The 19451-nt window shown below is 72.4% G+C and carries 17 protein-coding genes; 10 read left to right on the top strand and 7 right to left on the bottom strand.

Annotation, left to right across the window (positions count from 1 at the left end):
- Nucleotides 1-4: 4 nt before the first annotated feature.
- A complete protein-coding gene (locus ACF062_RS03130) occupies nucleotides 5-625 on the bottom strand; it encodes a TetR family transcriptional regulator (protein WP_223774364.1) in 621 nt (206 codons plus the stop codon).
- Nucleotides 626-840: 215 nt separating this feature from the next.
- Between ACF062_RS03130 and ACF062_RS03125 the strand changes: the two genes are divergently transcribed.
- From ACF062_RS03125 to ACF062_RS03115, 3 genes are read left to right on the top strand one after another with little or no spacing between them, the layout of a single operon-like run.
- A complete protein-coding gene (locus tag ACF062_RS03125; protein ID WP_392134942.1) occupies nucleotides 841-2205 on the top strand; it encodes a glycosyltransferase family 4 protein in 1365 nt (454 codons plus the stop codon).
- Nucleotides 2205-2957 (top strand): class I SAM-dependent methyltransferase, encoded by a 753-nt coding sequence (locus tag ACF062_RS03120; RefSeq protein WP_392134939.1) that lies wholly within the window; start codon nucleotides 2205-2207, stop codon nucleotides 2955-2957. The genes ACF062_RS03125 and ACF062_RS03120 overlap by 1 nt, the downstream gene beginning before the upstream one ends.
- Nucleotides 2954-4027 carry a prenyltransferase gene (locus ACF062_RS03115; RefSeq protein WP_392134936.1) on the top strand — a complete coding sequence of 358 codons (1074 nt, stop codon included), beginning with the start codon at nucleotides 2954-2956 and terminating at the stop codon, nucleotides 4025-4027. The genes ACF062_RS03120 and ACF062_RS03115 overlap by 4 nt, the downstream gene beginning before the upstream one ends.
- A 97-nt stretch (nucleotides 4028-4124) precedes the next feature.
- Here the strand turns inward: ACF062_RS03115 and ACF062_RS03110 are convergent, their stop codons facing one another.
- The gene (locus ACF062_RS03110; protein ID WP_392134933.1) at nucleotides 4125-4418 is read right to left on the bottom strand and encodes a hypothetical protein; all 294 of its coding nucleotides are present in this window, start codon (nucleotides 4416-4418) and stop codon (nucleotides 4125-4127) included.
- A 118-nt stretch (nucleotides 4419-4536) separates the two neighbouring features.
- On the opposite strand from ACF062_RS03110, the gene ACF062_RS03105 reads away from it, so the two are divergent.
- Nucleotides 4537-5082 carry a hypothetical protein gene (locus tag ACF062_RS03105; RefSeq protein WP_392134930.1) on the top strand — a complete coding sequence of 182 codons (546 nt, stop codon included), beginning with the start codon at nucleotides 4537-4539 and terminating at the stop codon, nucleotides 5080-5082.
- 7 nt (nucleotides 5083-5089) lie between these two features.
- Here ACF062_RS03105 and ACF062_RS03100 read toward each other — a convergent pair whose 3' ends face one another.
- From ACF062_RS03100 to ACF062_RS03080, 5 genes are all read right to left on the bottom strand, one after another.
- Nucleotides 5090-6100, bottom strand: a complete 1011-nt coding sequence (locus tag ACF062_RS03100) for an LLM class F420-dependent oxidoreductase (protein WP_392134928.1) — start codon at nucleotides 6098-6100, stop codon at nucleotides 5090-5092.
- 108 nt (nucleotides 6101-6208) lie between these two features.
- Entirely contained in the window at nucleotides 6209-7072 is an 864-nt protein-coding gene (locus ACF062_RS03095; protein WP_392134925.1) for a hypothetical protein, read from the bottom strand.
- A 182-nt stretch (nucleotides 7073-7254) separates the two neighbouring features.
- A complete protein-coding gene (locus tag ACF062_RS03090; RefSeq protein WP_392134922.1) occupies nucleotides 7255-8265 on the bottom strand; it encodes an N-acetylmuramoyl-L-alanine amidase in 1011 nt (336 codons plus the stop codon).
- Nucleotides 8266-8287: 22 nt separating this feature from the next.
- Nucleotides 8288-8881 carry a class I SAM-dependent methyltransferase gene (locus ACF062_RS03085; protein ID WP_392136486.1) on the bottom strand — a complete coding sequence of 198 codons (594 nt, stop codon included), beginning with the start codon at nucleotides 8879-8881 and terminating at the stop codon, nucleotides 8288-8290.
- A gap of 206 nt (nucleotides 8882-9087) precedes the next feature.
- On the bottom strand, nucleotides 9088-10830 hold the full coding sequence (locus ACF062_RS03080) for an MFS transporter (protein ID WP_392134919.1): 1743 nt from the start codon (nucleotides 10828-10830) through the stop codon (nucleotides 9088-9090).
- 260 nt (nucleotides 10831-11090) lie between these two features.
- Here ACF062_RS03080 and ACF062_RS03075 point away from each other — a divergent pair, with 260 nt between their 5' ends.
- From ACF062_RS03075 to ACF062_RS03050, 6 genes are all read left to right on the top strand, one after another.
- Nucleotides 11091-13259 (top strand): acyl-CoA dehydrogenase family protein, encoded by a 2169-nt coding sequence (locus ACF062_RS03075; RefSeq protein WP_392134916.1) that lies wholly within the window; start codon nucleotides 11091-11093, stop codon nucleotides 13257-13259.
- A 25-nt stretch (nucleotides 13260-13284) separates the two neighbouring features.
- Nucleotides 13285-14469, top strand: a complete 1185-nt coding sequence (locus ACF062_RS03070) for a lipid-transfer protein (protein ID WP_392136483.1) — start codon at nucleotides 13285-13287, stop codon at nucleotides 14467-14469.
- A 235-nt stretch (nucleotides 14470-14704) separates the two neighbouring features.
- Entirely contained in the window at nucleotides 14705-16168 is a 1464-nt protein-coding gene (locus ACF062_RS03065; protein WP_392134914.1) for an MFS transporter, read from the top strand.
- A gap of 187 nt (nucleotides 16169-16355) precedes the next feature.
- Complete coding sequence (locus ACF062_RS03060; protein ID WP_392134912.1) at nucleotides 16356-17210, top strand: MaoC/PaaZ C-terminal domain-containing protein; 855 nt, start codon at nucleotides 16356-16358, stop codon at nucleotides 17208-17210.
- A 76-nt stretch (nucleotides 17211-17286) separates the two neighbouring features.
- Nucleotides 17287-18363 (top strand): Zn-dependent alcohol dehydrogenase, encoded by a 1077-nt coding sequence (locus ACF062_RS03055; protein WP_392134910.1) that lies wholly within the window; start codon nucleotides 17287-17289, stop codon nucleotides 18361-18363.
- A 19-nt stretch (nucleotides 18364-18382) separates the two neighbouring features.
- Nucleotides 18383-19336, top strand: a complete 954-nt coding sequence (locus tag ACF062_RS03050) for a 3-oxoacyl-ACP reductase (protein ID WP_392134907.1) — start codon at nucleotides 18383-18385, stop codon at nucleotides 19334-19336.
- Nucleotides 19337-19451: the final 115 nt, after the last annotated feature.

Below are 19451 nucleotides of genomic sequence, written 5' to 3'. Positions count from 1 at the left end.
GGGGTCAGGCCCGGGGCGTGGCGGTGAGGTCGATGAGGCGGCAGACGGTCTCGATGTCGATCTTCACCTGGGCGATCGACGCCCGCCCCGAAAGCCAGGTGATCAGCGCGGAGTGCCAGGTGTGCTCGATGACCCGTACGGCGGAGAGCTGCTGCGCGGTCGGCGGCTCCGGCAGGCCCATCGCGTCCAGGATGATCGCCGTCGTCAGCCGCGAGACCGTGTCGACCTCGGGGCTCACCGAGCGGTCGGCGAAGGTCAGGGCCCGCACCATCGCGTCCGCCAGGTGCGGCTCACGCTGGAGGGCGCGGAAGGCCCGCATCAGCGTCTCGGCGACCCGTTCGGCGGGCGTCTCGCCGGCCGGGGGGCGCTTGCGGATCGTGGTGTGCATGTGCTGGAGCTGGTCCTGCATGGTCGCCACCAGCAGATGCACCTTGGAGGGGAAGTAGCGGTAGAGGGTGCCGAGGGCCACGCCCGCCGCCTCGGCGACCTCGCGCATCTGCACGGCGTCGAAGCCGCCGCGGCTGGCCAGTTGCGCGCTGGCGTGCAGGATGCGGCGCCGGCGCGCCTCCTGGCGCTCCGTGAGGGGCGGCGTCGCGGGGCTCCCCGCCTTGGCTTCCGCTGTCATGTCGATGCCCCTTTGGAAAACGCCTCCCGAGATCGCACAGCATGGCAGGGAGCATGTCGTGGCGCGAATCACCTGATCCGGGCCTTACACCTCGCCTACCTGCCGGTAGATTCAAAGCTCGTTCGGCGATCACTCGGCGATCAAGTCTGAAACTTGTTCTAGATTACCGTCCCGGCGTAACCTCGCGGACAACTGCACGGAGAAGGGGGCCGAGAGTGACCGCTGAGGCCATGGAGGCGGGCCCCCGCAAGGGCTCCGACGCCGACGGCGACCGACCGTTGCGCATCGCTCTCCTCACGTACAAAGGGAACCCGTTCTGCGGGGGCCAGGGCGTCTACGTACGCCATCTCTCGCGCGAGCTGGCCCGGCTCGGCCACAGCGTCGAAGTGATCGGCTCGCAGCCCTACCCCGTCCTCGACGAGGGCGAGGGCCTGGAAGGCCTCAAGCTCACCGAACTGCCGAGTCTGGACCTCTACCGCTCCCCGGACCCCTTCCGCACCCCGGGGCGCGACGAGTACCGCGACTGGGTCGATGCCCTCGAAGTGGCGACCATGTGGACCGGCGGCTTTCCGGAGCCCGTGACGTTCAGCCTGCGCGCCCGGCGCCATCTGCGGGCCCGGCGCGGCGACTTCGACGTCGTGCACGACAACCAGACCCTCGGCTACGGCCTGCTGGGCGACCTCGGCGCACCTCTGGTCACCACGATCCACCACCCCATCACCGTCGACCGGCAGCTGGAGCTGGACGCCGCGCCCGACTTCAAGCGCCGCCTGTCCGTCCGCCGCTGGTACGCCTTCACCCGCATGCAGAAGCGCGTCGCGCGCCGCCTCCCGTCGGTCCTCACCGTCTCCGGCAGCTCCCGCCAGGAGATCATCGACCACCTCGGGGTGCGCGAGGACCGCGTCGACGTCGTCCACATCGGCGCCGACACCGGTCTCTTCTCGCCGGACCCGGCCGTGCCCGAGGTGCCGGGCCGCATCGTGACGACCTCCAGCGCCGACGTGCCGCTCAAGGGCCTCGTCCACCTCGTCGAGGCGCTCGCCAAGGTCCGCGCCGAGCACCCGGGCGCCCACCTCGTCGTCGTCGGCAAGCGCGCCGAGGACGGACCCGTCGCGCAGGCCATCGAGCGCTACGGCCTCGCGGGCTCCGTCGAGTTCGTCAAGGGCATCACCGACGCCGAACTGGTCGATCTCGTCCGCTCCGCGCAGGTCGCCTGCGTCCCTTCGCTGTACGAGGGGTTCTCCCTCCCCGCGGCCGAGGCCATGGCGACCGGCACGCCGCTCGTCGCGACCACCGGCGGCGCGATCCCGGAGGTCGCGGGCCCCGACGGCGAGACCTGCCTCGCGGTGCCGCCGGGCGACGCGGGCGCGCTGGCCACCGCCCTGAACCGGCTCCTCGGCGACCGCGAGCTGCGCGCCCGCCTCGGCCACGCGGGCCGCGAACGCGTCCTTGGGAAGTTCACCTGGGCGCAGGCCGCCAAGGGCACGGCCGACCGCTACCGCGAGGCCATCCGCCGCTCCGCCGCCACGAACCCCGGCCGCACCGCGGCCACCCCGACGCACTCCGGGAGCCATCGCTGATGCTGACCGTCGACTTCACCCGCTTCCCGCTCGCCGCGGGCGACCGCGTCCTCGACCTGGGGTGCGGCGCGGGCCGGCACGCCTTCGAGTGCTACCGGCGCGGCGCGCGGGTGGTGGCCCTCGACCAGAACGCCGAGGAGATCCGCGAGGTCGCCAAGTGGTTCGCCGCGATGAAGGAGGCGGGCGAGGCCCCGGCGGGGGCGACGGCCACCGCGATGGAGGGTGACGCGCTCAACCTCCCCTTCCCCGACGCTTCGTTCGACGTCGTGATCATCTCCGAGGTCATGGAGCACATCCCCGACGACAAGGGCGTCCTCGCCGAGATGGTGCGGGTCCTCAAGCCCGGCGGCCGCATCGCCGTGACCGTCCCGCGCTACGGCCCCGAGAAGGTCTGCTGGGCGCTCAGCGACGCCTACCACGAGGTCGAGGGGGGCCACATCCGCATCTACAAGGCCGACGAACTCCTCACGAAGATGCGGGAGTCGGGCCTCAAGCCGTACGGCACACACCACGCGCACGCGCTGCACGCGCCGTACTGGTGGCTAAAGTGCGCGTTCGGCGTCGACAACGACAAGGCGCTGCCCGTGCGGGCGTACCACAAGCTGCTGGTCTGGGACATCATGAAGAAGCCCCTCGCCACGCGCGTGGCCGAGCAGCTGCTCAACCCCGTCGTCGGCAAGAGCTTCGTGGCCTACGCGACCAAGCCGCACCTGCCGCGTGCGGCGGCCGACGCCGCGGTGGCCGCCAAGTGACGAGCCCCGAGCGGACCGAACACCTCGTCCTGCCCGGCGTCCTGACGGCCGATCAGGCGACGGCCACGGTACGCGGCATTCTCGCCGTCCAGCGTGAGGACGGCGCCATCCCGTGGTTCCGCGGACATCACCTCGACCCGTGGGACCACACCGAGGCCGCCATGGCCCTGGACGCCGCCGGGGAGCACGCCGCCGCCGGGCGCGCCTACGACTGGCTGGCCCGGCACCAGAACCAGGACGGCTCCTGGTACGCGGCGTACGCCGACGGGGACCCGCACGACGTCACCGACCGGAGCCGCGAGACCAACTTCTGCGCGTACATCGCCGTCGGCGTCTGGCACCACTACCTCGCCACCGGCGACGAGGCGTTCCTGGACCGCATGTGGCCCGCCGTGTTCGCCGCCGTCGAGTTCGTCCTCGCGCTCCAGCAGCCCGGCGGGCAGATCGGCTGGAAGCGGGAGGCCGACGGCACGCCGGTCACCGACGCGCTGCTCACCGGCTGCTCCTCGATCCACCAGGCACTGCGCTGCGCCCTCGCCGTCGCCGAGCAGCGCGGGGAGCCGCAGCCCGACTGGGAACTGGCGGCCGGCGCCCTCGCGCACGCGATCAGCAGCCACCCCGAGCGGTTCCTCGACAAGAACCGCTACTCGATGGACTGGTACTACCCGGTCCTCGGCGGCGCGCTGAGCGGCGAGGAGGCCAAGGCGCGCATCGAGGAGGGCTGGGACCGCTTCGTGGTGCCGGACCTCGGCGTGCGCTGCGTCGTCCCGAACCCGTGGGTCACCGGCGGCGAGAGCGCCGAACTGGCCCTCGCCCTGTGGATGGTGGGGGAGTCGGACCGCGCCCTGGAGATCCTCCAGTCCATCCAGCACCTGCGCGACCCGGAGAGCGGCCTGTACTGGACGGGCTACGTCTTCGACGACAAGGCGGTCTGGCCCGAGGAACTGACCACCTGGACGGCGGGCTCCCTGCTCCTCGCGGTGGCGGCGCTCGGCGGCGACGAGGCGACCTGCGCGGTCTTCTCCGGCGAGCGACTCCCGCGGGGCCTCGCCCCAAAGTGCTGCGGCTGACGCTTCGCCGGGGTGCGGGGGTTGACCTGCGGGCCGGATGTGGCTGGGCGCGCAGTTCCCCGCGCCCCTCTGGGGGGCGCCTCCCTCGGCGCGTTTTTCAGTACCGGCGTAGGCGGCCCGCTACCGCGTGGCCTACCAGGAGGTAGACGACCGCCGCGAGGCCGTAGCCCGCGACGACCCTGGCCCACTTCTCGTCGAAGGTGAACAGGTCGTGCGACCAGCCGGCCAGCCACCGGGCCACGTCGTGGATGAACTGGACGAGGTCGTTGGCGCGGTTCGCGTCCAGCAGGTACATCAGGATCCACAGGCCGAGTATGGCGGCCATGATGTCGGCGACGAGCGCGATGACCCGTGCCGCTGTGCTGCCGTGGGAGTGCCGCGTGGGAGACATGGTGGCCGGGTACCGGGGGGCACCCCGTTCGAAACCCGTTCGGGCCCGCCCCGCTGGCGGCGCCCCGGGGCCGGGGCGAGGCTGCGGGGAGGACCGCTCATCTCTGGAGGCCGCTGCCGTGCCCACCCCTGTATCCGTCCGCCGCGCCGGAGTCTCCCTCACCCTGTGCTGCACGCTGCTCGTCGGAGCGACGGCCTGCGGCAGCGACGACAAGGACACCGCGGCGGCGCCGTCCGGTACCAGCACCGCCGAGAAGCAGAAGTTCGCCAAGACCCGCTTCGTCGCCAACGCGGGCCTCGCCGCGGGCGCCACCTACCAGTGGATCGTGAAGCCCTACCGCGCGGGCAAGTTCAAGAAGGGCGCGAACGGCCGGACGACGGCCCTGGTCAAGGCGGGCCTCGCGGGCGCGTTCACGTACAACAGGCTGAAGGCGGCGACGAAGAACGCGCAGGGCGACCCGACCCTCTCCAAGGCGGTGGCGCCCCTGACGGCCGGCATCGACGCCCTGAAGGACCTGCCCGGCAAGCTCCGCAAGGGCGAATCGACGGATTCGATCGTGAACTCCTTCGACGGCGCCATCAACTCCGTGAAGGACGCGGGCAAGAGCGCGGGCGCGGAGGTCAGGGACAAGGTGCCCTCGACCGGCCAGCTGAGGAACGGCTAGGCGACGCCTAGGAGTTGAGCTCGGCGAGGACACGCAGGGTGTGCGGGTCCGGCGCGAGGACCAGCAGGTCGGTGACCGGGCCCGCGCGCCACGGCTCCAGCCGTTCCGCGATGCGTTCGCGCGGGCCCACCAGGGAGATCTCGTCGGCGAAGGCGTCCGGCACCGCGAGCACGGCCTCCTCCCTGCGCCCCGCGAGGAACAGCTCCTGGACCTGCCGCGCTTCTTCCTCGTACCCCATGCGCGCCATCAGGTCGGCGTGGAAGTTGCGGGCGGCGTGCCCCATGCCGCCGATGTAGAAGCCCAGCATGGCCTTGACGGGCAGCAGCCCCTCGGCGACGTCGTCGCAGACCTTCGCCCGCGCCATGGGGGCGATCACGAAGCCCTCCCGCAGGTCGCCGAGCGAGGCCTCGTACACGTCCGTGCGCGTCGGCGACCAGTACAGCGGCAGCCAGCCGTCCGCGATCCGCGTCGTCTGCGCGATGTTCTTCGGCCCCTCGGCGCCGAGCAGGACCGGCAGGTCGGCCCGCAGCGGATGCGTGATCGGCTTGAGCGCCTTGCCGAGGCCGGTGCCGTCCGCACCCCGGTAGGGGTGGGCGTGGAAGCGGCCGGCGACCTCCACCGGGCCCTCGCGGCGCAACACCTGGCGGACGACATCGACGTACTCCCGGGTCGCGGTGAGCGGCGACTCCGGGAAGGGCCGCCCGTACCAGCCCTCGACCACCTGCGGCCCCGACAGGCCGAGGCCGAGCATCATCCGGCCGCCGGAGAGGTGGTCGAGGGTGAGGGCGTGCATGGCGGTGGTGGTGGGGGAGCGGGCCGCCATCTGCGCGACGGCCGTGCCCAGCCTGATCCGGGAGGTGTGGGCGGCGATCCAGGTCAGCGGCGTGAAGGCGTCCGAACCCCAGGCCTCGGCGGTCCACACGGAGTCGTAGCCGAGCCGCTCGGCCTCCCGGGCGAGGGCGAGGTGGCCGGGGTCGGGACCGCGCCCCCAGTAGCCGAGTGCGAGCCCGAGCCTCATCGCGTGCCCTCCTGGTTGCTGACGACCTGTCAGTTTCCTGCTGGCGGGAGACTGTACGACAACGGCCCCCCACCCGGAAGGGCGAGGGGCCGCGCAGTGCCTGTGGGGTCAGCCGCGCTGGATCCCCGTGGTGTCCTGAAGGACGCCGCGGCGGCCGTCCTGCGTCTGGGCCACCAGGGTCGCGCCGCGCTGCTCGACGGCCAAGTACCAGGTGCCGGGCGCCAGTTCGGCGATCGGCGTGGGCGAACCGTCCTCCGCGTACAGCGGACGCGGCACCGGCACGGCGAACCAGAACGGCGAGAAGTCACCGGACGGCTGCGCCTGCGCGGGCGGCGGGGTCTGCCCGCCCTGCGGCTGCGGCTGACCGCCGAAGGACTGGCCCTGCGGCTGGCCGGGCTGGCCGCCGTAGGGAGCACCCGGCTGCGGCTGACCGGCACCGGCGCCGGGGTAGCCGTAACCACCCTGCGGCTGACCGCCGTAGGGACCCGGGGCGGCCGGACGCGGGGCGCCCATGAGGGGGGCCTTCAGGGCCGGGACGATCTGCGTGGCGACCGCGGCGGCGGCGAGCACGAGCGCGCCGATCACGCCGAGGATGAGGCCGACACCGGCGTCGGGGCTTTCGTTGCTGCCCCCGAATTGATTGAAGAAGAAGCCGTACGACTGGTCGGTGTCGAAGATCGCGCCGAGCGAGCTGAGGGCGGAGGCGATGGTGAACGCCACCCCGAGCTGGCCGAGGTCGAGACCCGCGACCTTGCGCTGCTGCGGCATCGCGCGGCCCACGACGATGAGCGCCGCACCGATGATGCCGAGCAGATACACGCTGATCAGCAGGTTGCCGTTTTCCCAGGCATTCGGGAACTTGTCGCTGTCGCCGCCATCAGGGTCCAGCGTATTGAGGAACGAGGCGATGAAGAGCAACACCGCTGCTCCGATCACCACGCCGTCGCCTCGAGTGAGGGAGCGGAAATTCACTTCAGGTCCTTCGTCAGTCGTCTCGTCAGTGGAGGCGTCGCTGTCGCCGTAGTCGCGTTCGTGTCGCGGTGCGCGAAGCGCGGGGGTGGCCCCTCATCGTAGGGAGGACAATATCGTCCGTACACAGCGGGTGTCTGCTCGGGATAAAGACGTGCACGACTTGGTACGCGGACGTTCACGCGCTATCCCCGCAGGAATCCGTCGATTCCCTCAGAAATGCCCCGCGCCGCCTTCTGCCGCCACTCCGCGCTCTTCAAGAGCGCCGCGTCCTTCGCGTCCCGCATGTTGCCGCACTCGATGAACACCTTCGGCACCGTGGAGAGGTTGAGGCCGCCGAGGTCGCTGCGGACGTCCAGGCCGGTGCCGCCGCCCACGTAGTTGGAAGGGGCGCTGCCCGTCGCGCTCACGAACTTTCCGGCGATGCGCTCGCCCAACTCCCGGGAGGGGGCGACGATCGGTGAGGTGTCGGCCGCGCCGCCCTTCACCTTCGCGGGCAGGATCACGTGGTAGCCGCGGTTGCCCGCGCCCGAACCGTCGGCGTGGATGGAGACCACCGCGTCGGCGCGGGCCTCATTTCCGATCCGGGCGCGCTCGTCGACGCACGGGCCCCAGGGGCGGTCGCCGTCCTGGGTGAACTTGACCGTGGCGCCCTGCTTCTCAAGGAGCGTGCGCAGGCGGCGGGCGACATCCAGGGTGAAGGTGGCCTCGGTGTAACCGTCGTTGGTCGACGTGCCCGTGGTGTCGCATTCCTTGCGGTTCGTACCGATGTCGACCTGGCGGTTGATCTCGGCGGTATGCCGGAAGTTGCCCGTGTTGTGCCCGGGGTCGACGACGACCACCTTGCCCTTGAGGGGGCCGTCCGCGGCGGGGCGGCGCGTGGGCGGCTTCGTACTCGAATCGTTGCCGTCGCCCTTGCCGTCCTCGCCCTTGTCCTTGTCCTTTTCCTGCCCCTTGTCCGACTTCGAGGGGGAGGGCGGGCCTGCCTCGGAGGGCATGGAGCGGTCGGCGGACGGGCTCGACGACGCCGGCAGCGATCTCGCCGGTTCGTTCCCGTCGGGCCCGCTCGTCGCCTGGTAGACCAGCCAGCCGGCCAGGCAGGTGGGCACCAGCGCGGCCACCGTCACGGCCAGCGGGCGGCCGATGCGGCGGCGGGGCGGCTGGGAGGGATCGAATTCCGGACCTACGTACGACACGAGGGCGAGCCTATCGGCGAGGTCACATCCCCGCTCCCGTTCGCCGCAGCACGCGCAGCGAGTCCACCGCCGAGACCTCGGTGAACGCCCCGGACGCCAGCGCCCTGAGATAGACGCGGTACGGCGCCTGCCCGGTCATGATGTCGACCGGATCGGGGAACACGTCGTGGATGACGAGCAGCCCGCCCTCGGCGACGTGCGGTGCCCAGCCCTCGTAGTCGGCGGTGGCGTGCTCGTCCGTGTGCCCGCCGTCGATGAAGACCAGGCCGAGTGCCCCGCCCCATGCCTTCGCCACCTGCGGCGAACGGCCCACGACCGCGATCACGTGCTCCTCCAGGCCCGCCCGGTGCAGGGTGCGGCGGAAGGTGGGGAGCGTGTCCATCAGGCCGATCTCGGGGTCCACCGTCTCGGGGTCGTGGTACTCCCAGCCGGGCTGCTGCTCCTCGCTGCCGCGGTGGTGGTCCACGGTGATCGCGCTCACCCCGGCCGCGCGGGCCGCGTCGGCGAGCAGGATCGTGGAGCGGCCGCAGTACGTGCCGACCTCCAGCAGGGGCAGGCCGAGCGCGGCGGCCTCCGTCGCGGCCGCGTACAGCGCGAGCCCCTCACCGCGCGGCATGAAGCCCTTGGCGGCCTCGAACGCGGCGAGGACCTCCGGCGTGGGTTCGGCGGCCACGGCCACGGTTTCCTCCAGGTCATACGTACGAATGGGTGGTGCCGTGTGTCATGGGCGGCACCGGCGCCCATGATGCACGGCACCCCCGCCACCGGCGTGACGGGGGTGCGTGAGGCGTGCGGGGCCGCGCACATGCATGCGTACGTACGTCAGGCCGGGACGTCGCTCTCCTCGGAAGAACCCGTCAGCGCCAGGTCGACCCGCACCGGCCGGTCGTCCCCGTGGTACGCCGCCGCCGAGGCGCGCGGCGCGTGCCCCGTGGCGGTGGCCGCGAGGACGTAGGAGCCGGCGGCGGGGACGGCCAGGGCGTAGCGGCCGTCGGAGTCGGTGAGGGCGGCGCCCGCCTGCCTGCCGCGGGGGTCGATCAGCGTCACCTTCGCCCGGGGCAGCGGGGCGCCGTCCACGCCGTGCACCCGGCCGTGGAAGCCCGCGAGGACCTCGGCCGCGCGCTCCAGGTTGGCGTCCTCCTCACTGCTCGCCCGCAGCAGCGTCGTGGTGGGGCGGCGGGCGGAGGGCAGCAGCAGGGCGAAGAGCAGGCCGATGACGACCGCGCCCGTGGCGATCAGGAAGGAGAGGCGGAAGCCGTGCATGGTGGGCACGGCGACGCCGCCGACGTGGTCCGCGGTGTTGGCGAGGACCATGCCGATCACGGCGGACGACACCGAGGTGCCGATGGAGCGCATCAGGGTGTTGAGGCCGTTGGCGGCGCCGGTCTCGGAGGGGTCGACCGAGCCGATGATGAGCGCGGGAAGCGAGGAGTAGGCGAGGCCGATGCCCGCGCCGAGCACCACCGAGATGACGATGGTCTGCCAGGCGGCGCTCATCAGGCCGAGGCCCGCGCCGTAGCCGACGGCGATGATCAGCATGCCGAGGATGAGGGTGGTCTTCGGGCCGTACTTCGCCGAGAGGCGGGCGTAGACAGGCGCCGTGAACATCATCGTCAGGCCGAGCGGCATCACGCACAGGCCCGCGACGACCATCGACTGGCCGAGGCCGTAGCCGGTGGCGGACGGCAGCTGGAGCAGCTGCGGCAGGACGAGCGATACGGCGTAGAAGGCGACGCCGACCATGATCGAGGCGAGGTTGGTGAAGAGCACCGAGCGGCGGGCCGTGGTGCGCAGGTCCACCAGCGGCGCCTTGACGCGCAGCTCCATCACGCCCCACAGGACGAGGACGACGGCCGCGGCGGCGAACAGGCCGAGCGTGGTGCCCGAGCTCCAGCCCCAGTCGCTGCCCTTGGTGATCGGCAGCAGGAACAGCACGAGCCCGGCGGAGAGGCCGAGCGCGCCGAGCACGTCGAAGGTGCCCTTGGCGCGCATGGGGCTCTCCGGCACGAAGACGAGGGTGAGCGCCATCGCCAGGACGCCGAGACCGGCGGCGCCGAAGAACAGCGCGTGCCAGTCGGCGTGCTGCGCGACGAGCGCGGCCAGCGGCAGCGCGATGCCGCCGCCGACACCGATGGAGGAGCTCATCAGGGCCATCGCCGAGCCGAGCTTCTCGCGGGGCAGCTGATCGCGCATCAGGCCGATGCCGAGCGGGATGGCGCCCATGGCGAAGCCCTGGAGGGCGCGGCCCATGATCATCACGACCAGATCGTCGGTGAAACCGCAGATCAGCGAGCCGACGACCATCACGGCGAGGCTGGCGAGCAGCATCTTCCGTTTGCCGAAGAGATCCCCGAGGCGGCCCATGATCGGCGTGGCGACGGCGCCCGCGAGGAGGGTCGCGGTCAGGACCCAGGTGGCGTTCGAGGGGGCGGTGCTCAGCAGGGCCGGCAGGTCCTTGATGACCGGCACGAGCAGGGTCTGCATCACCGCGACGACGATGCCGGAGAAGGCGAGTACGGGGACGACTCCGCGTATGCCGCGTGGGTGGGTCGTCGTCATCGACATTGCGTGGGGCCTCCAGGGCGGAAGGTCGGACACTCCAGGGGGTACGTGTAAAGCGAACCTGTTTCCCCGGGCGACTATTCCGACGGATGTCGTACGAGGGGAAGCCTTGACTTTCGAGAGGGGGTCTTGACCTTTCGTTGACCGACTCGTCACCGGTTACGGCGGTCGCCGCGCCATCTGACTGTCCGTCAGTCTTCCGTCGTTTTGGAACGTGTTCTACTCTGTCGCGGTCCCGGCAGCTGCTACCGGCGAGGATGCCCATGGGGATCGGAATCACGCGGGAACAAGGGGAGTTGGCGGCGGCCGTACGCGGGTGGATCGCGCGCGCCGTCCCACCGGACGCGGTGCGCGAGCTGCTCGACGACCCCCCTGCCGGCGGCCACCCCGCCCACTGGGACGGCCTCGCCCGGCAAGGACTGCTCGGCGTGCACCTGCCCGAGGAGTGCGGAGGCGGGGACGGCGACCTGCTCGACCTGGCGGTCGTCCTCGAAGAGGCGGCGCGGGCCGCGCTCCCGGGACCGCTCGCGGCGAACTCCCTCGCCTCGCTGGTACTGCGCCGCGCGGGCGCCCACGCGATGGCCGCCGAGCTGGCGGCCGGCACCCGCATCGGTGCCGTCGCGCTCGACGCGGGCACGCTCACCGCGGTGTCCGTCGGCGACGGGTACGTCCTCGAAGGGACGGCGCCGCCCGTCCTCTCCGGCGCCGAGGCCGACCTGCTGATCCTGGCCGCCGTCCACGCGTCGGGCCCGGTGTGGCTGGCCGTCGACGCGACCGGGCTGAGCGTCCGCGCACACGACAGCGCCGATCCGACCCGGCCCACCGCCGAGGTGACCGCACACGCCACGCACGTCCCGGCGGACCGGACCCTCGCGGTGGACCGCGCGCTCGTGCGGGACCTGGCCGCCGCCGTACTGGCCGCGGACGCCTGCGGCACCGCGGCATGGGCGCTGGACACCGCCGCCGCACACGCCAAGGCGCGCGAGCAGTTCGGGCGGCCCATCGGACGGTTCCAGGGCGTGAAGCACCTCTGCGCCGACATGCTGGTCCGCGTCGAGCGGGCCCGCGCCCTGGCCTGGGACGCGGCCCGCGCCGCCGACGAACCCGGCCTGCCGGACGGCGCGCGGAGCCTGGCCGCCTCGCTCGCCGCGGGCACGGCCCTCGACGCCGCGTACTCCTGCGCCAAGGACTGCGTGCAGATCCTCGGCGGCATCGGTTTCACCTGGGAGCACGACGCCCACCTGTATCTGCGCAGAGCCGTCGTGGCGCGGCAGCTGCTCGGCGCGGGCGACGCGCACCGGCTGCGCGCCGTGCGGCTCGCCGAGAGCGGCGTGCGCAGGGAGCTGCGCCTGGAACTGCCCGAGCAGGCGGAGGCGTACCGGGCCCGGGCCCGCGAGGTGATCGCCCGGGCCCGCGGCCTCGGCCCCGCCGCCGCCCGCAAGGCGCTCGCCCCCACCGGGTACGCCGCCCCGCACCTCCCCGAGCCCCACGGCCTCGGCGCCGGGCCGATCCAGCAGCTCGTCATCCAGGAGGAGCTGCGGGCCGCCGAGGTCACCCTCAGCGATCTCGGCATCGCGACCTGGGTGGTGCCCTCCCTCATCGCGTACGGCACGAAGGAGCAGCAGGAGCGCTTCCTCGCGCCCACCCTGCGCGGGGAACTCCTCTGGTGCCAGCTCTTCAGCGAACCGGGCGCGGGCTCCGACCTGGCCTCCCTGCGGACGAGGGCCGAACGCGTCGAGGCGGGCTGGCGCGTCAACGGCCAGAAGGTGTGGACGAGCGCGGCCCAGTGGGCGGACCACGGCATCCTGCTCGCCCGCACGAACCCGGACGCGCCGAAACACAAGGGGCTGACGTACTTCCTCGTCGACATGAAGAACGCCGAGGGGCTCGACATCCGCCCCCTCAAGGAGATCACCGGGGAGTCCCTCTTCAACGAGGTGTACTTCGATGACGTGCTCCTCCCCGAGGACGCGGTCGTCGGAGAGGTCGACGACGGCTGGCGCGTGGCCCGCCACACCCTCGGCGACGAACGCGTCCACATGGCCGACCAGCTGACCTTCGACACCGGTCTCGAAGCGCTCATCGCCCGTGCCGCCGGTCTCGACGGCGCGCTGCGGGCCCGCGTCGGAGCGCTCGCCGCCGAGGCGCACGCGCTGGCCTGCATCGGGCTGCGGACGACGATCCGGCAGGTCGCCGGGGCCGAGCCGGGCGCGGGCGCCTCCGTGCGCAAGCTCATCCAGACGCCGCACCAGCAGAAGGTCGCCGAACTCGCCCTTGAGCTGCTCGGCCCGGCGGGCGCGGTGCGCGAGGGCGCGGGCGAGCGGGCGCTGCACGGCTTTCTGATGTCGCGCTGCCTGACCATCGCGGGCGGCACCACCCAGGTCCAGCTGAATGTCGTCGCCGAGCGGATCCTCGGCCTGCCCCGTGACTGAACCGTCCGACAGCGAAGGGACCACCATGAAGGCGTACGTCGTCGGCGTCGGAATGACGAAGTTCGAGAAGCCCGAGACGCGCGAGTGGCAGTACTGGGACATGGCGAAGGAGGCCGGCACCAAGGCCCTGGAGGACGCCGGCATCGCCTACGACGCCATCGAGCAGGTCCCCGTCGGCTACTGCTTCCAGCCCTCGACGGCCGGGCAGCGCGCCGTCTACGGACTGGGCCTGACCGGTGTCCCCGTCTACAACGTCAACAACAACTGCGCGACCGGGTCGACGGCGCTGATGATGGCCCGGCAGTTCGTCGAGGGCGGACTCAACGACTGCGTGCTCGCGCTCGGCTTCGAGAAGATGGCGCGCGGCTCGCTGGGAGGCGGGGACGGGAGCGACTTCAAGACATCCCCCGTGGCCCGGCACTACGAGATCATGGCCGCCCGGCACGGCTTCGAGATGACCCCGCCCACCGCGCAGATCTTCGGCGACGCGGCGCGCGAGCACATGGAGACGTACGGCACGACCGAGGCGCAGCTCGCCGCGGTCGGCGCGAAGAACCACCGGCACTCGGTGAACAATCCGTACGCCCAGTTCCAGGACGCGTACACCGTCGACGAGGTCCTGGCCGCCAAGACCGTCCACCGGCCGCTCACCAGGCTCCAGTGCTCGCCGACCTCGGACGGCGCGGCGGCCGCGGTCGTCGTCTCCGAGCGGTTCGTGGAACGGCACGGCCTGGCGGGGCGGGCCGTGGAGATCGCTGCCCAGGCCATGACCACGGACACCGCCGAGTCCTTCGCCTCCGGCTCGTGCGTCGACGTCGTCGGACAGCCGATGTCGCGGGAGGCGGCGCGGCAGGTGTACGAGGGGTCCGGACTCGGCATCGAGGACGTGGACGTCATCGAGCTGCACGACTGCTTCTCCATCAACGAACTCCTGACGTACGAGGCGCTCGGCATGTGCGCGCCCGGCGAGTCCGGGAAGCTCGTCGAGAGCGGCGCGACGACCTACGGCGGGCGCTGGGTGGTGAACCCCTCCGGCGGCCTCATCTCCAAGGGGCACCCGCTCGGCGCGACCGGCATCGCGCAGATCGCCGAACTGACCTGGCAGCTGCGGGGCGAGGCGGGGGCGCGGCAGGTCGAGGGCGCCGGGGTGGGGCTCGCGCACAACATCGGTCTCGGCGGGGCGGCGGTGGTGACGGTGCTGCGGCGGTAGGGGGGCCCGGGTTGCCGGGTGCCGCCGCGTGGGCGAGGGGCCTCGGCCGCCGGGTGTCGCCGCGTCGGCAGAGGCTCGGGGCCGGATGTCAGGCGTCGTCGGCCTGGGTACCTGCCCCGATCCCAGGTGCCGCGGCCGGGAGGGCGTGCGGCCCGGAGGCGTAGGCCCTTCGGCCCAGGCGGGTCCAGCCAATTTCCGATGCGTGCGGCTCGCGTGGCTTGAGAGGATGGCTGTCATGGTCCAGACGCCCTCCACCACTTACACCCCCGACGCCGCCACCGCCCCGCCGAAGAAGTCCGCCCCGGTATGGGCGGTCCTGCTCGCCGCCTGCGCCGGCCAGTTCCTGGTCGTCCTCGACGTGTCGGTGGTGAACACCGCACTGCCCTCGATGCGGGCCGACCTCGGCATGAGCGCCATCGGGCTCCAGTGGGTCGTCAACGCCTACTCCATCGCCTTCGCGGGCTTCATGCTGCTCGGCGGCCGGGCCGGCGACCTCTTCGGACGCAAGCGGATGTTCCTCCTCGGCCTCGGCCTCTTCACCGCCGCCTCCCTCGGCGGCGGCCTCGCGCAGGCCGAGTGGCAGCTCCTGGCGGCGCGGGCCGTCCAGGGGCTCGGCGCCGCGATCCTCGCGCCGTCGACGCTGACGATCCTCACCTCGGCCGTGCCCGAGGGCCCGGCGCGCATACGGGCGATCGGCGTCTGGTCGGCGGTCGGCGCGGGCGGCGGCGCGGCCGGCGGCCTGGTCGGCGGCGTCCTCACCGACCTGCTCTCCTGGCGCTGGGTGCTCCTGATCAACGTCCCCATCGGCGCCCTGGTCATCGTCGCGGGGCTGGCCTGGCTCACCGAGAGCAGGGCGGGCCAGGGGCGCCGCCTCGACGTGCCGGGCGCGGTGCTCGTCACCGCCGGGCTCGCCACCCTCGCGTACGGGATCGTGCAGACCGAGGAGAAGGGCTGGACGGCGGCGGCGACCCTGGTGCCGCTGGCGGCGGGGCTCGCGCTGCTCGCGGCCTTCCTCGTGGTGGAGGCGCGCGCGAAGGTGCCGCTGATGCCGCTGAAGCTGTTCAGGGTGCGGTCGGTGTCGGCCGCGAACGCCGCGATGTTCATGTGCGGCGGCGGGATGTTCGCCATGTGGATGTTCATGACGCTGTACGCCCAGAACGTCCTCGACTACTCCCCGCTCAAGGCGGGCCTCGCCCTCATCCCGTCGTCCCTCACCATCGTCCTCGGCTCGATGCTGGCGCCGCGCGTGATGCCGGTGCTCGGCGCGAAGAACGTCTCCGTGCTCGGCATCGTGGTGGCCGCCGCGGGCTTCGGCTGGCAGTCGACGATGACGGTCGACGGGGCGTACGTGACCTCGATCATGCTGCCCGGCATCGTGATGATGTTCGGCGCGGGCCTCGCCACGACCCCGCTCGCCTCCCTCGCCACGTCGGGCGCGCAGCCGGGCGACGCGGGGCTCGTCTCGGGCCTGATCAACACCTCCCGCACGATGGGCGGCGCGCTCGGCCTCGCGGTGCTCTCCACGGTGGCGGCGGCGCAGATGGACGGCTCGACGTCGCGGCAGGCGCTGACGGACGGCTACGCCATGGCGTTCCGCACGAGCGGGTTCATCCTGCTGGCGGGCGTGGTGATGCTGCTCCTGTGGATGCCGGCGCAGCGGACGGCCGCCTCCCGGGGGCGAGGCTCCCAGGACAGCTGAACTGACGCTGCGTCAGACGGCGCGCGTCCGGAGCCTTCACAACTTCCCGGGGCTCGGCTATACATGGGACGCCGGACTGGAACGCGTTCTAGAACGGCCCTGTTGCGACCTCGGTGCGGTCGACGGTGCGGACGGCCGCACCGAGGTCTTCCGCTGTCGGCCGAAGAGCCCAAGGAGCTGCCACCCCATGCCCATTGACGCCGCGAAGGCCGTGGCTGCCGAACCCCGGTCCGCCGAGATCACCTGGGACCACAAGGACGTCCAGCTCTACCACCTGGGCCTCGGCGCGGGACGGCCCGCCACCGACCCCGCCGAACTGCGGTACACGCTGGAGTCCGGCCTGCACGTCCTGCCCAGCTTCGCCACCGTCGCGGGCGCCGGCATGGGCATCATGGGCGGCCTCTCGGCCCCCGGCATCGACGTGGACCTCGCCGCCGTGCTGCACGGCGGCCAGACCATCACGCTGCACCGCCCCATCCCCGTCAACGGCAAGGCCGTGACCACCTCGAAGGTCGCCGCGGTGTACGACAAGGGCAAGGCGGCGATCCTCGTCCTGCGCTCCGAGGCCGCCGACGCCGAGGGCCCGCTGTGGACGAGCGACGCCCAGATCTTCGTACGCGGCGAAGGCGGCTTCGGCGGCGACCGCGGCCCCTCCACCAGGCTGCCCGCCCCCGAGGGCGACCCCGACCTGGAGGTCGAGCGCCCCGTCCGCGAGGACCAGGCGCTGCTCTACCGCCTCTCCGGCGACTGGAACCCGCTGCACGCCGACCCCGAGTTCGCGAAGCTCGCCGGCTTCGACCGGCCGATCCTGCACGGCCTGTGCACGTACGGGATGACCCTCAAGGCCGTCGTCGACACGCAACTGGACGGCGACGTGTCCCGGGTGCGCGGCTACGGCACCCGCTTCGTCGGGGTCGTCTTCCCCGGCGAGACCCTGCGCATCCGCATGTGGCGCACCGAGGGCCGCGTCCAGGCCACGGTCACGGCGGTCGAACGGGACGACGCGCCGGTCCTCGCCGACACCGTCGTCGAGCACGTCTGAGCCGCTTCGGGGAGCGCCCGGAGCCGAGCCGCTTCGGGGCGGGCCCGGAGCTTCGTACGCCGAGAGGAGCCGCACGATGCGCGCAGCCGTACTGCACGAGATAGGCCAGGACAAGCTCGAAGTACTCGACGACGTGGAGGCGTTGGGCTTCGGTCCGGGCAAGGTGAGGATCCGGGTCCGGGCCACCGGCCTGTGCCACTCCGACGTCTCCGCGATGAACGGCGTGCTGCCGCAGCCCGCGCCCTTCATCCCCGGCCACGAGGGCGCCGGCGAGATCCTCGACGTCGGCGACGGCGTCAGCGGCCTCGCGCCGGGCGACCGGGTCCTCCTGAGCTGGCTCCCCGCCTGCGGCACCTGCCCCGCCTGCAAGCGCGGCCAGACCCAGCTCTGTCTCGCCGGTTTCATGAACGCGGGCACCCCCAACTTCAAGCGCCCCGGCGGTGACGTCTTCGGCTTCGCGGGCACGGGCACCTTCACCGAGGAGGTCGTCGTCGACGCCGGGTGCGCCGTGCCGATCCCCGACGACGTGCCCTTCGACATCGCGGCGCTCATCGGCTGCGGGGTGACCACGGGGCTCGGCGCGGCCATCAACACCGCCGACGTGCGGGCCGGTTCGTCGGTGGCCGTCATCGGCTGCGGTGGCGTCGGCATCTCCGCGATCCAGGGGGCCAGGCTCAAGGGCGCGGCGCAGATCGTCGCGGTCGACCCGGTCGCCTCACGCAGGGAGGCGGCGCTCGGCTTCGGCGCCACGGAGGCGGTCCCGCCCGACGGGCTGGCCGACGCCAAGCAGCGGATCACCGCGGGCGAGGGCTTCGACTACGTCTTCGAGGTCGTCGGCAAGTCCGCCACGGCCCGCACGGCGTACGAGACGACGCGGCGCGGCGGCACGCTGTGCGTCGTCGGCGCGGGCGCCATGGACGACCACCTCCAGCTCAACATGTTCGAGCTGTTCTTCGACGAGAAGCGGATCCTGCCCTCCATGTACGGCGGGGGCGACGTCCTCCAGTCGTACGAACGGGCCATCGCGCTCTGGCGGGCGGGCCGCATCGACTTGGAGAACCTCATCACGCACCGGGTGCGGCTCACCGAGATCAACGAGGCCCTCGACCAGATGCGTACCGGGACCGCCCTGCGTACGTGCATCGAGATCTGAGAGGACATGGGGGACATCGATGTCACTGCCACTGCCACTTGAGGGTCTGGCCGCGGTCGTCACCGGCGCGGGCCGCGGGCTCGGCCGCGCCGAGGCCCTGGAACTGGCCCGGCTCGGCGCGAGCGTCGTCGTCAACGACTTCGGGCAGCCGGGGCGCGACGGCTCCGGTGAGGCGTCGGCGGCGCCCGCCGAGGAGGTCGCCGCCGAGATCCGGGCCGAGGGCGGACAGGCCGTGGCCCACACCGGCGACGTGGCGGACCACGACCAGGCCCGCACGCTGATCGGGCTGGCGGTCGACACGTACGGAAAGCTCGACATCCTGGTCAACAACGCGGGCATCCTGCGGGACCGGATGATCTTCTCGATGAGCGAGGGCGAGTGGGACTCGGTCATCCGCGTCCACCTCAAGGGCCACTTCAACACGACCCACTTCGCGTCCGTCCACTGGCGCGAGCGCTCCAAGGCCGCGGGCGGCCCGGTGTACGGGCGGATCGTGAACACCTCGTCGGAGGCGTTCCTCGCCGGATCCGCGGGCCAGCCCAACTACGCGGCGGCGAAGGGCGGCATCGTCGGACTGACGACGTCGACGGCGCTGGCACTCGCCAAGTACGGCGTGACGGCCAACGCGATCTGCCCCCGCGCGCGGACGCGGATGACCGAGGACGTCTTCCAGGGGTTCCAGGAGCCGACGGACGGCCGGCTGGACCCGCTCGCGCCCGAACACGTGTCGCCGCTGGTCGGCTATCTCGCCTCACCCGCCGCCGGCCGCGTCAACGGCCAACTGCTCGTGGTCCACGGGGGGATGGTCGCGATCGTCGAACGTCCCAAGGTGGCGGCGAAGTTCGACGCGGCGAAGGAGGCGTTCACCTTCGAGGAGCTGGACGAGCTGATCTCGCCGTACTACGCGGCGCGCCCCCCGGCCGAGACGTTCGCGGCGGCCGAGGTGCTCGGCCTGAAGCGGGAAAAGGCCTGAAGCGGGAGAAGCTCTGAAAGTGGGGTAGGCGGTTCTTGGTGGAAACGCAGGGAAGCCCCGCCCGGGGGCCGCTTGTGACGGCCTTTGGGCGGGGCTCTCCGCGACGCGGTGCGTG

The organism is Streptomyces sp. NPDC015345, assembly GCF_043078805.1.
In the GTDB taxonomy this organism is placed as follows: domain Bacteria; phylum Actinomycetota; class Actinomycetes; order Streptomycetales; family Streptomycetaceae; genus Streptomyces.
The sequence above is the reverse complement of the archived record's forward strand: the minus strand, read 5'-3'. Positions and strand labels throughout refer to the sequence as shown.

What these genes read in the sequence shown, in the direction of transcription:
- ACF062_RS03110 (WP_392134933.1), bottom strand. Translation starts at nt 4,418, where the DNA reads ATGTCTCCCACGCGGCACTCCCACGGCAGCACAGCGGCACGGGTCATC.
- ACF062_RS03085 (WP_392136486.1), bottom strand. Translation starts at nt 8,881, where the DNA reads ATGCCGCGCGGTGAGGGGCTCGCGCTGTACGCGGCCGCGACGGAGGCC.
- ACF062_RS03120 (WP_392134939.1), top strand. Translation starts at nt 2,205, where the DNA reads ATGCTGACCGTCGACTTCACCCGCTTCCCGCTCGCCGCGGGCGACCGC.
- ACF062_RS03060 (WP_392134912.1), top strand. Translation starts at nt 16,356, where the DNA reads ATGCCCATTGACGCCGCGAAGGCCGTGGCTGCCGAACCCCGGTCCGCC.
- ACF062_RS03100 (WP_392134928.1), bottom strand. Translation starts at nt 6,100, where the DNA reads ATGAGGCTCGGGCTCGCACTCGGCTACTGGGGGCGCGGTCCCGACCCC.
- ACF062_RS03065 (WP_392134914.1), top strand. Translation starts at nt 14,705, where the DNA reads ATGGTCCAGACGCCCTCCACCACTTACACCCCCGACGCCGCCACCGCC.
- ACF062_RS03080 (WP_392134919.1), bottom strand. Translation starts at nt 10,830, where the DNA reads ATGTCGATGACGACGACCCACCCACGCGGCATACGCGGAGTCGTCCCC.
- ACF062_RS03050 (WP_392134907.1), top strand. Translation starts at nt 18,383, where the DNA reads ATGTCACTGCCACTGCCACTTGAGGGTCTGGCCGCGGTCGTCACCGGC.
- ACF062_RS03055 (WP_392134910.1), top strand. Translation starts at nt 17,287, where the DNA reads ATGCGCGCAGCCGTACTGCACGAGATAGGCCAGGACAAGCTCGAAGTA.
- ACF062_RS03075 (WP_392134916.1), top strand. Translation starts at nt 11,091, where the DNA reads ATGGGGATCGGAATCACGCGGGAACAAGGGGAGTTGGCGGCGGCCGTA.
- ACF062_RS03070 (WP_392136483.1), top strand. Translation starts at nt 13,285, where the DNA reads ATGAAGGCGTACGTCGTCGGCGTCGGAATGACGAAGTTCGAGAAGCCC.
- ACF062_RS03130 (WP_223774364.1), bottom strand. Translation starts at nt 625, where the DNA reads ATGACAGCGGAAGCCAAGGCGGGGAGCCCCGCGACGCCGCCCCTCACG.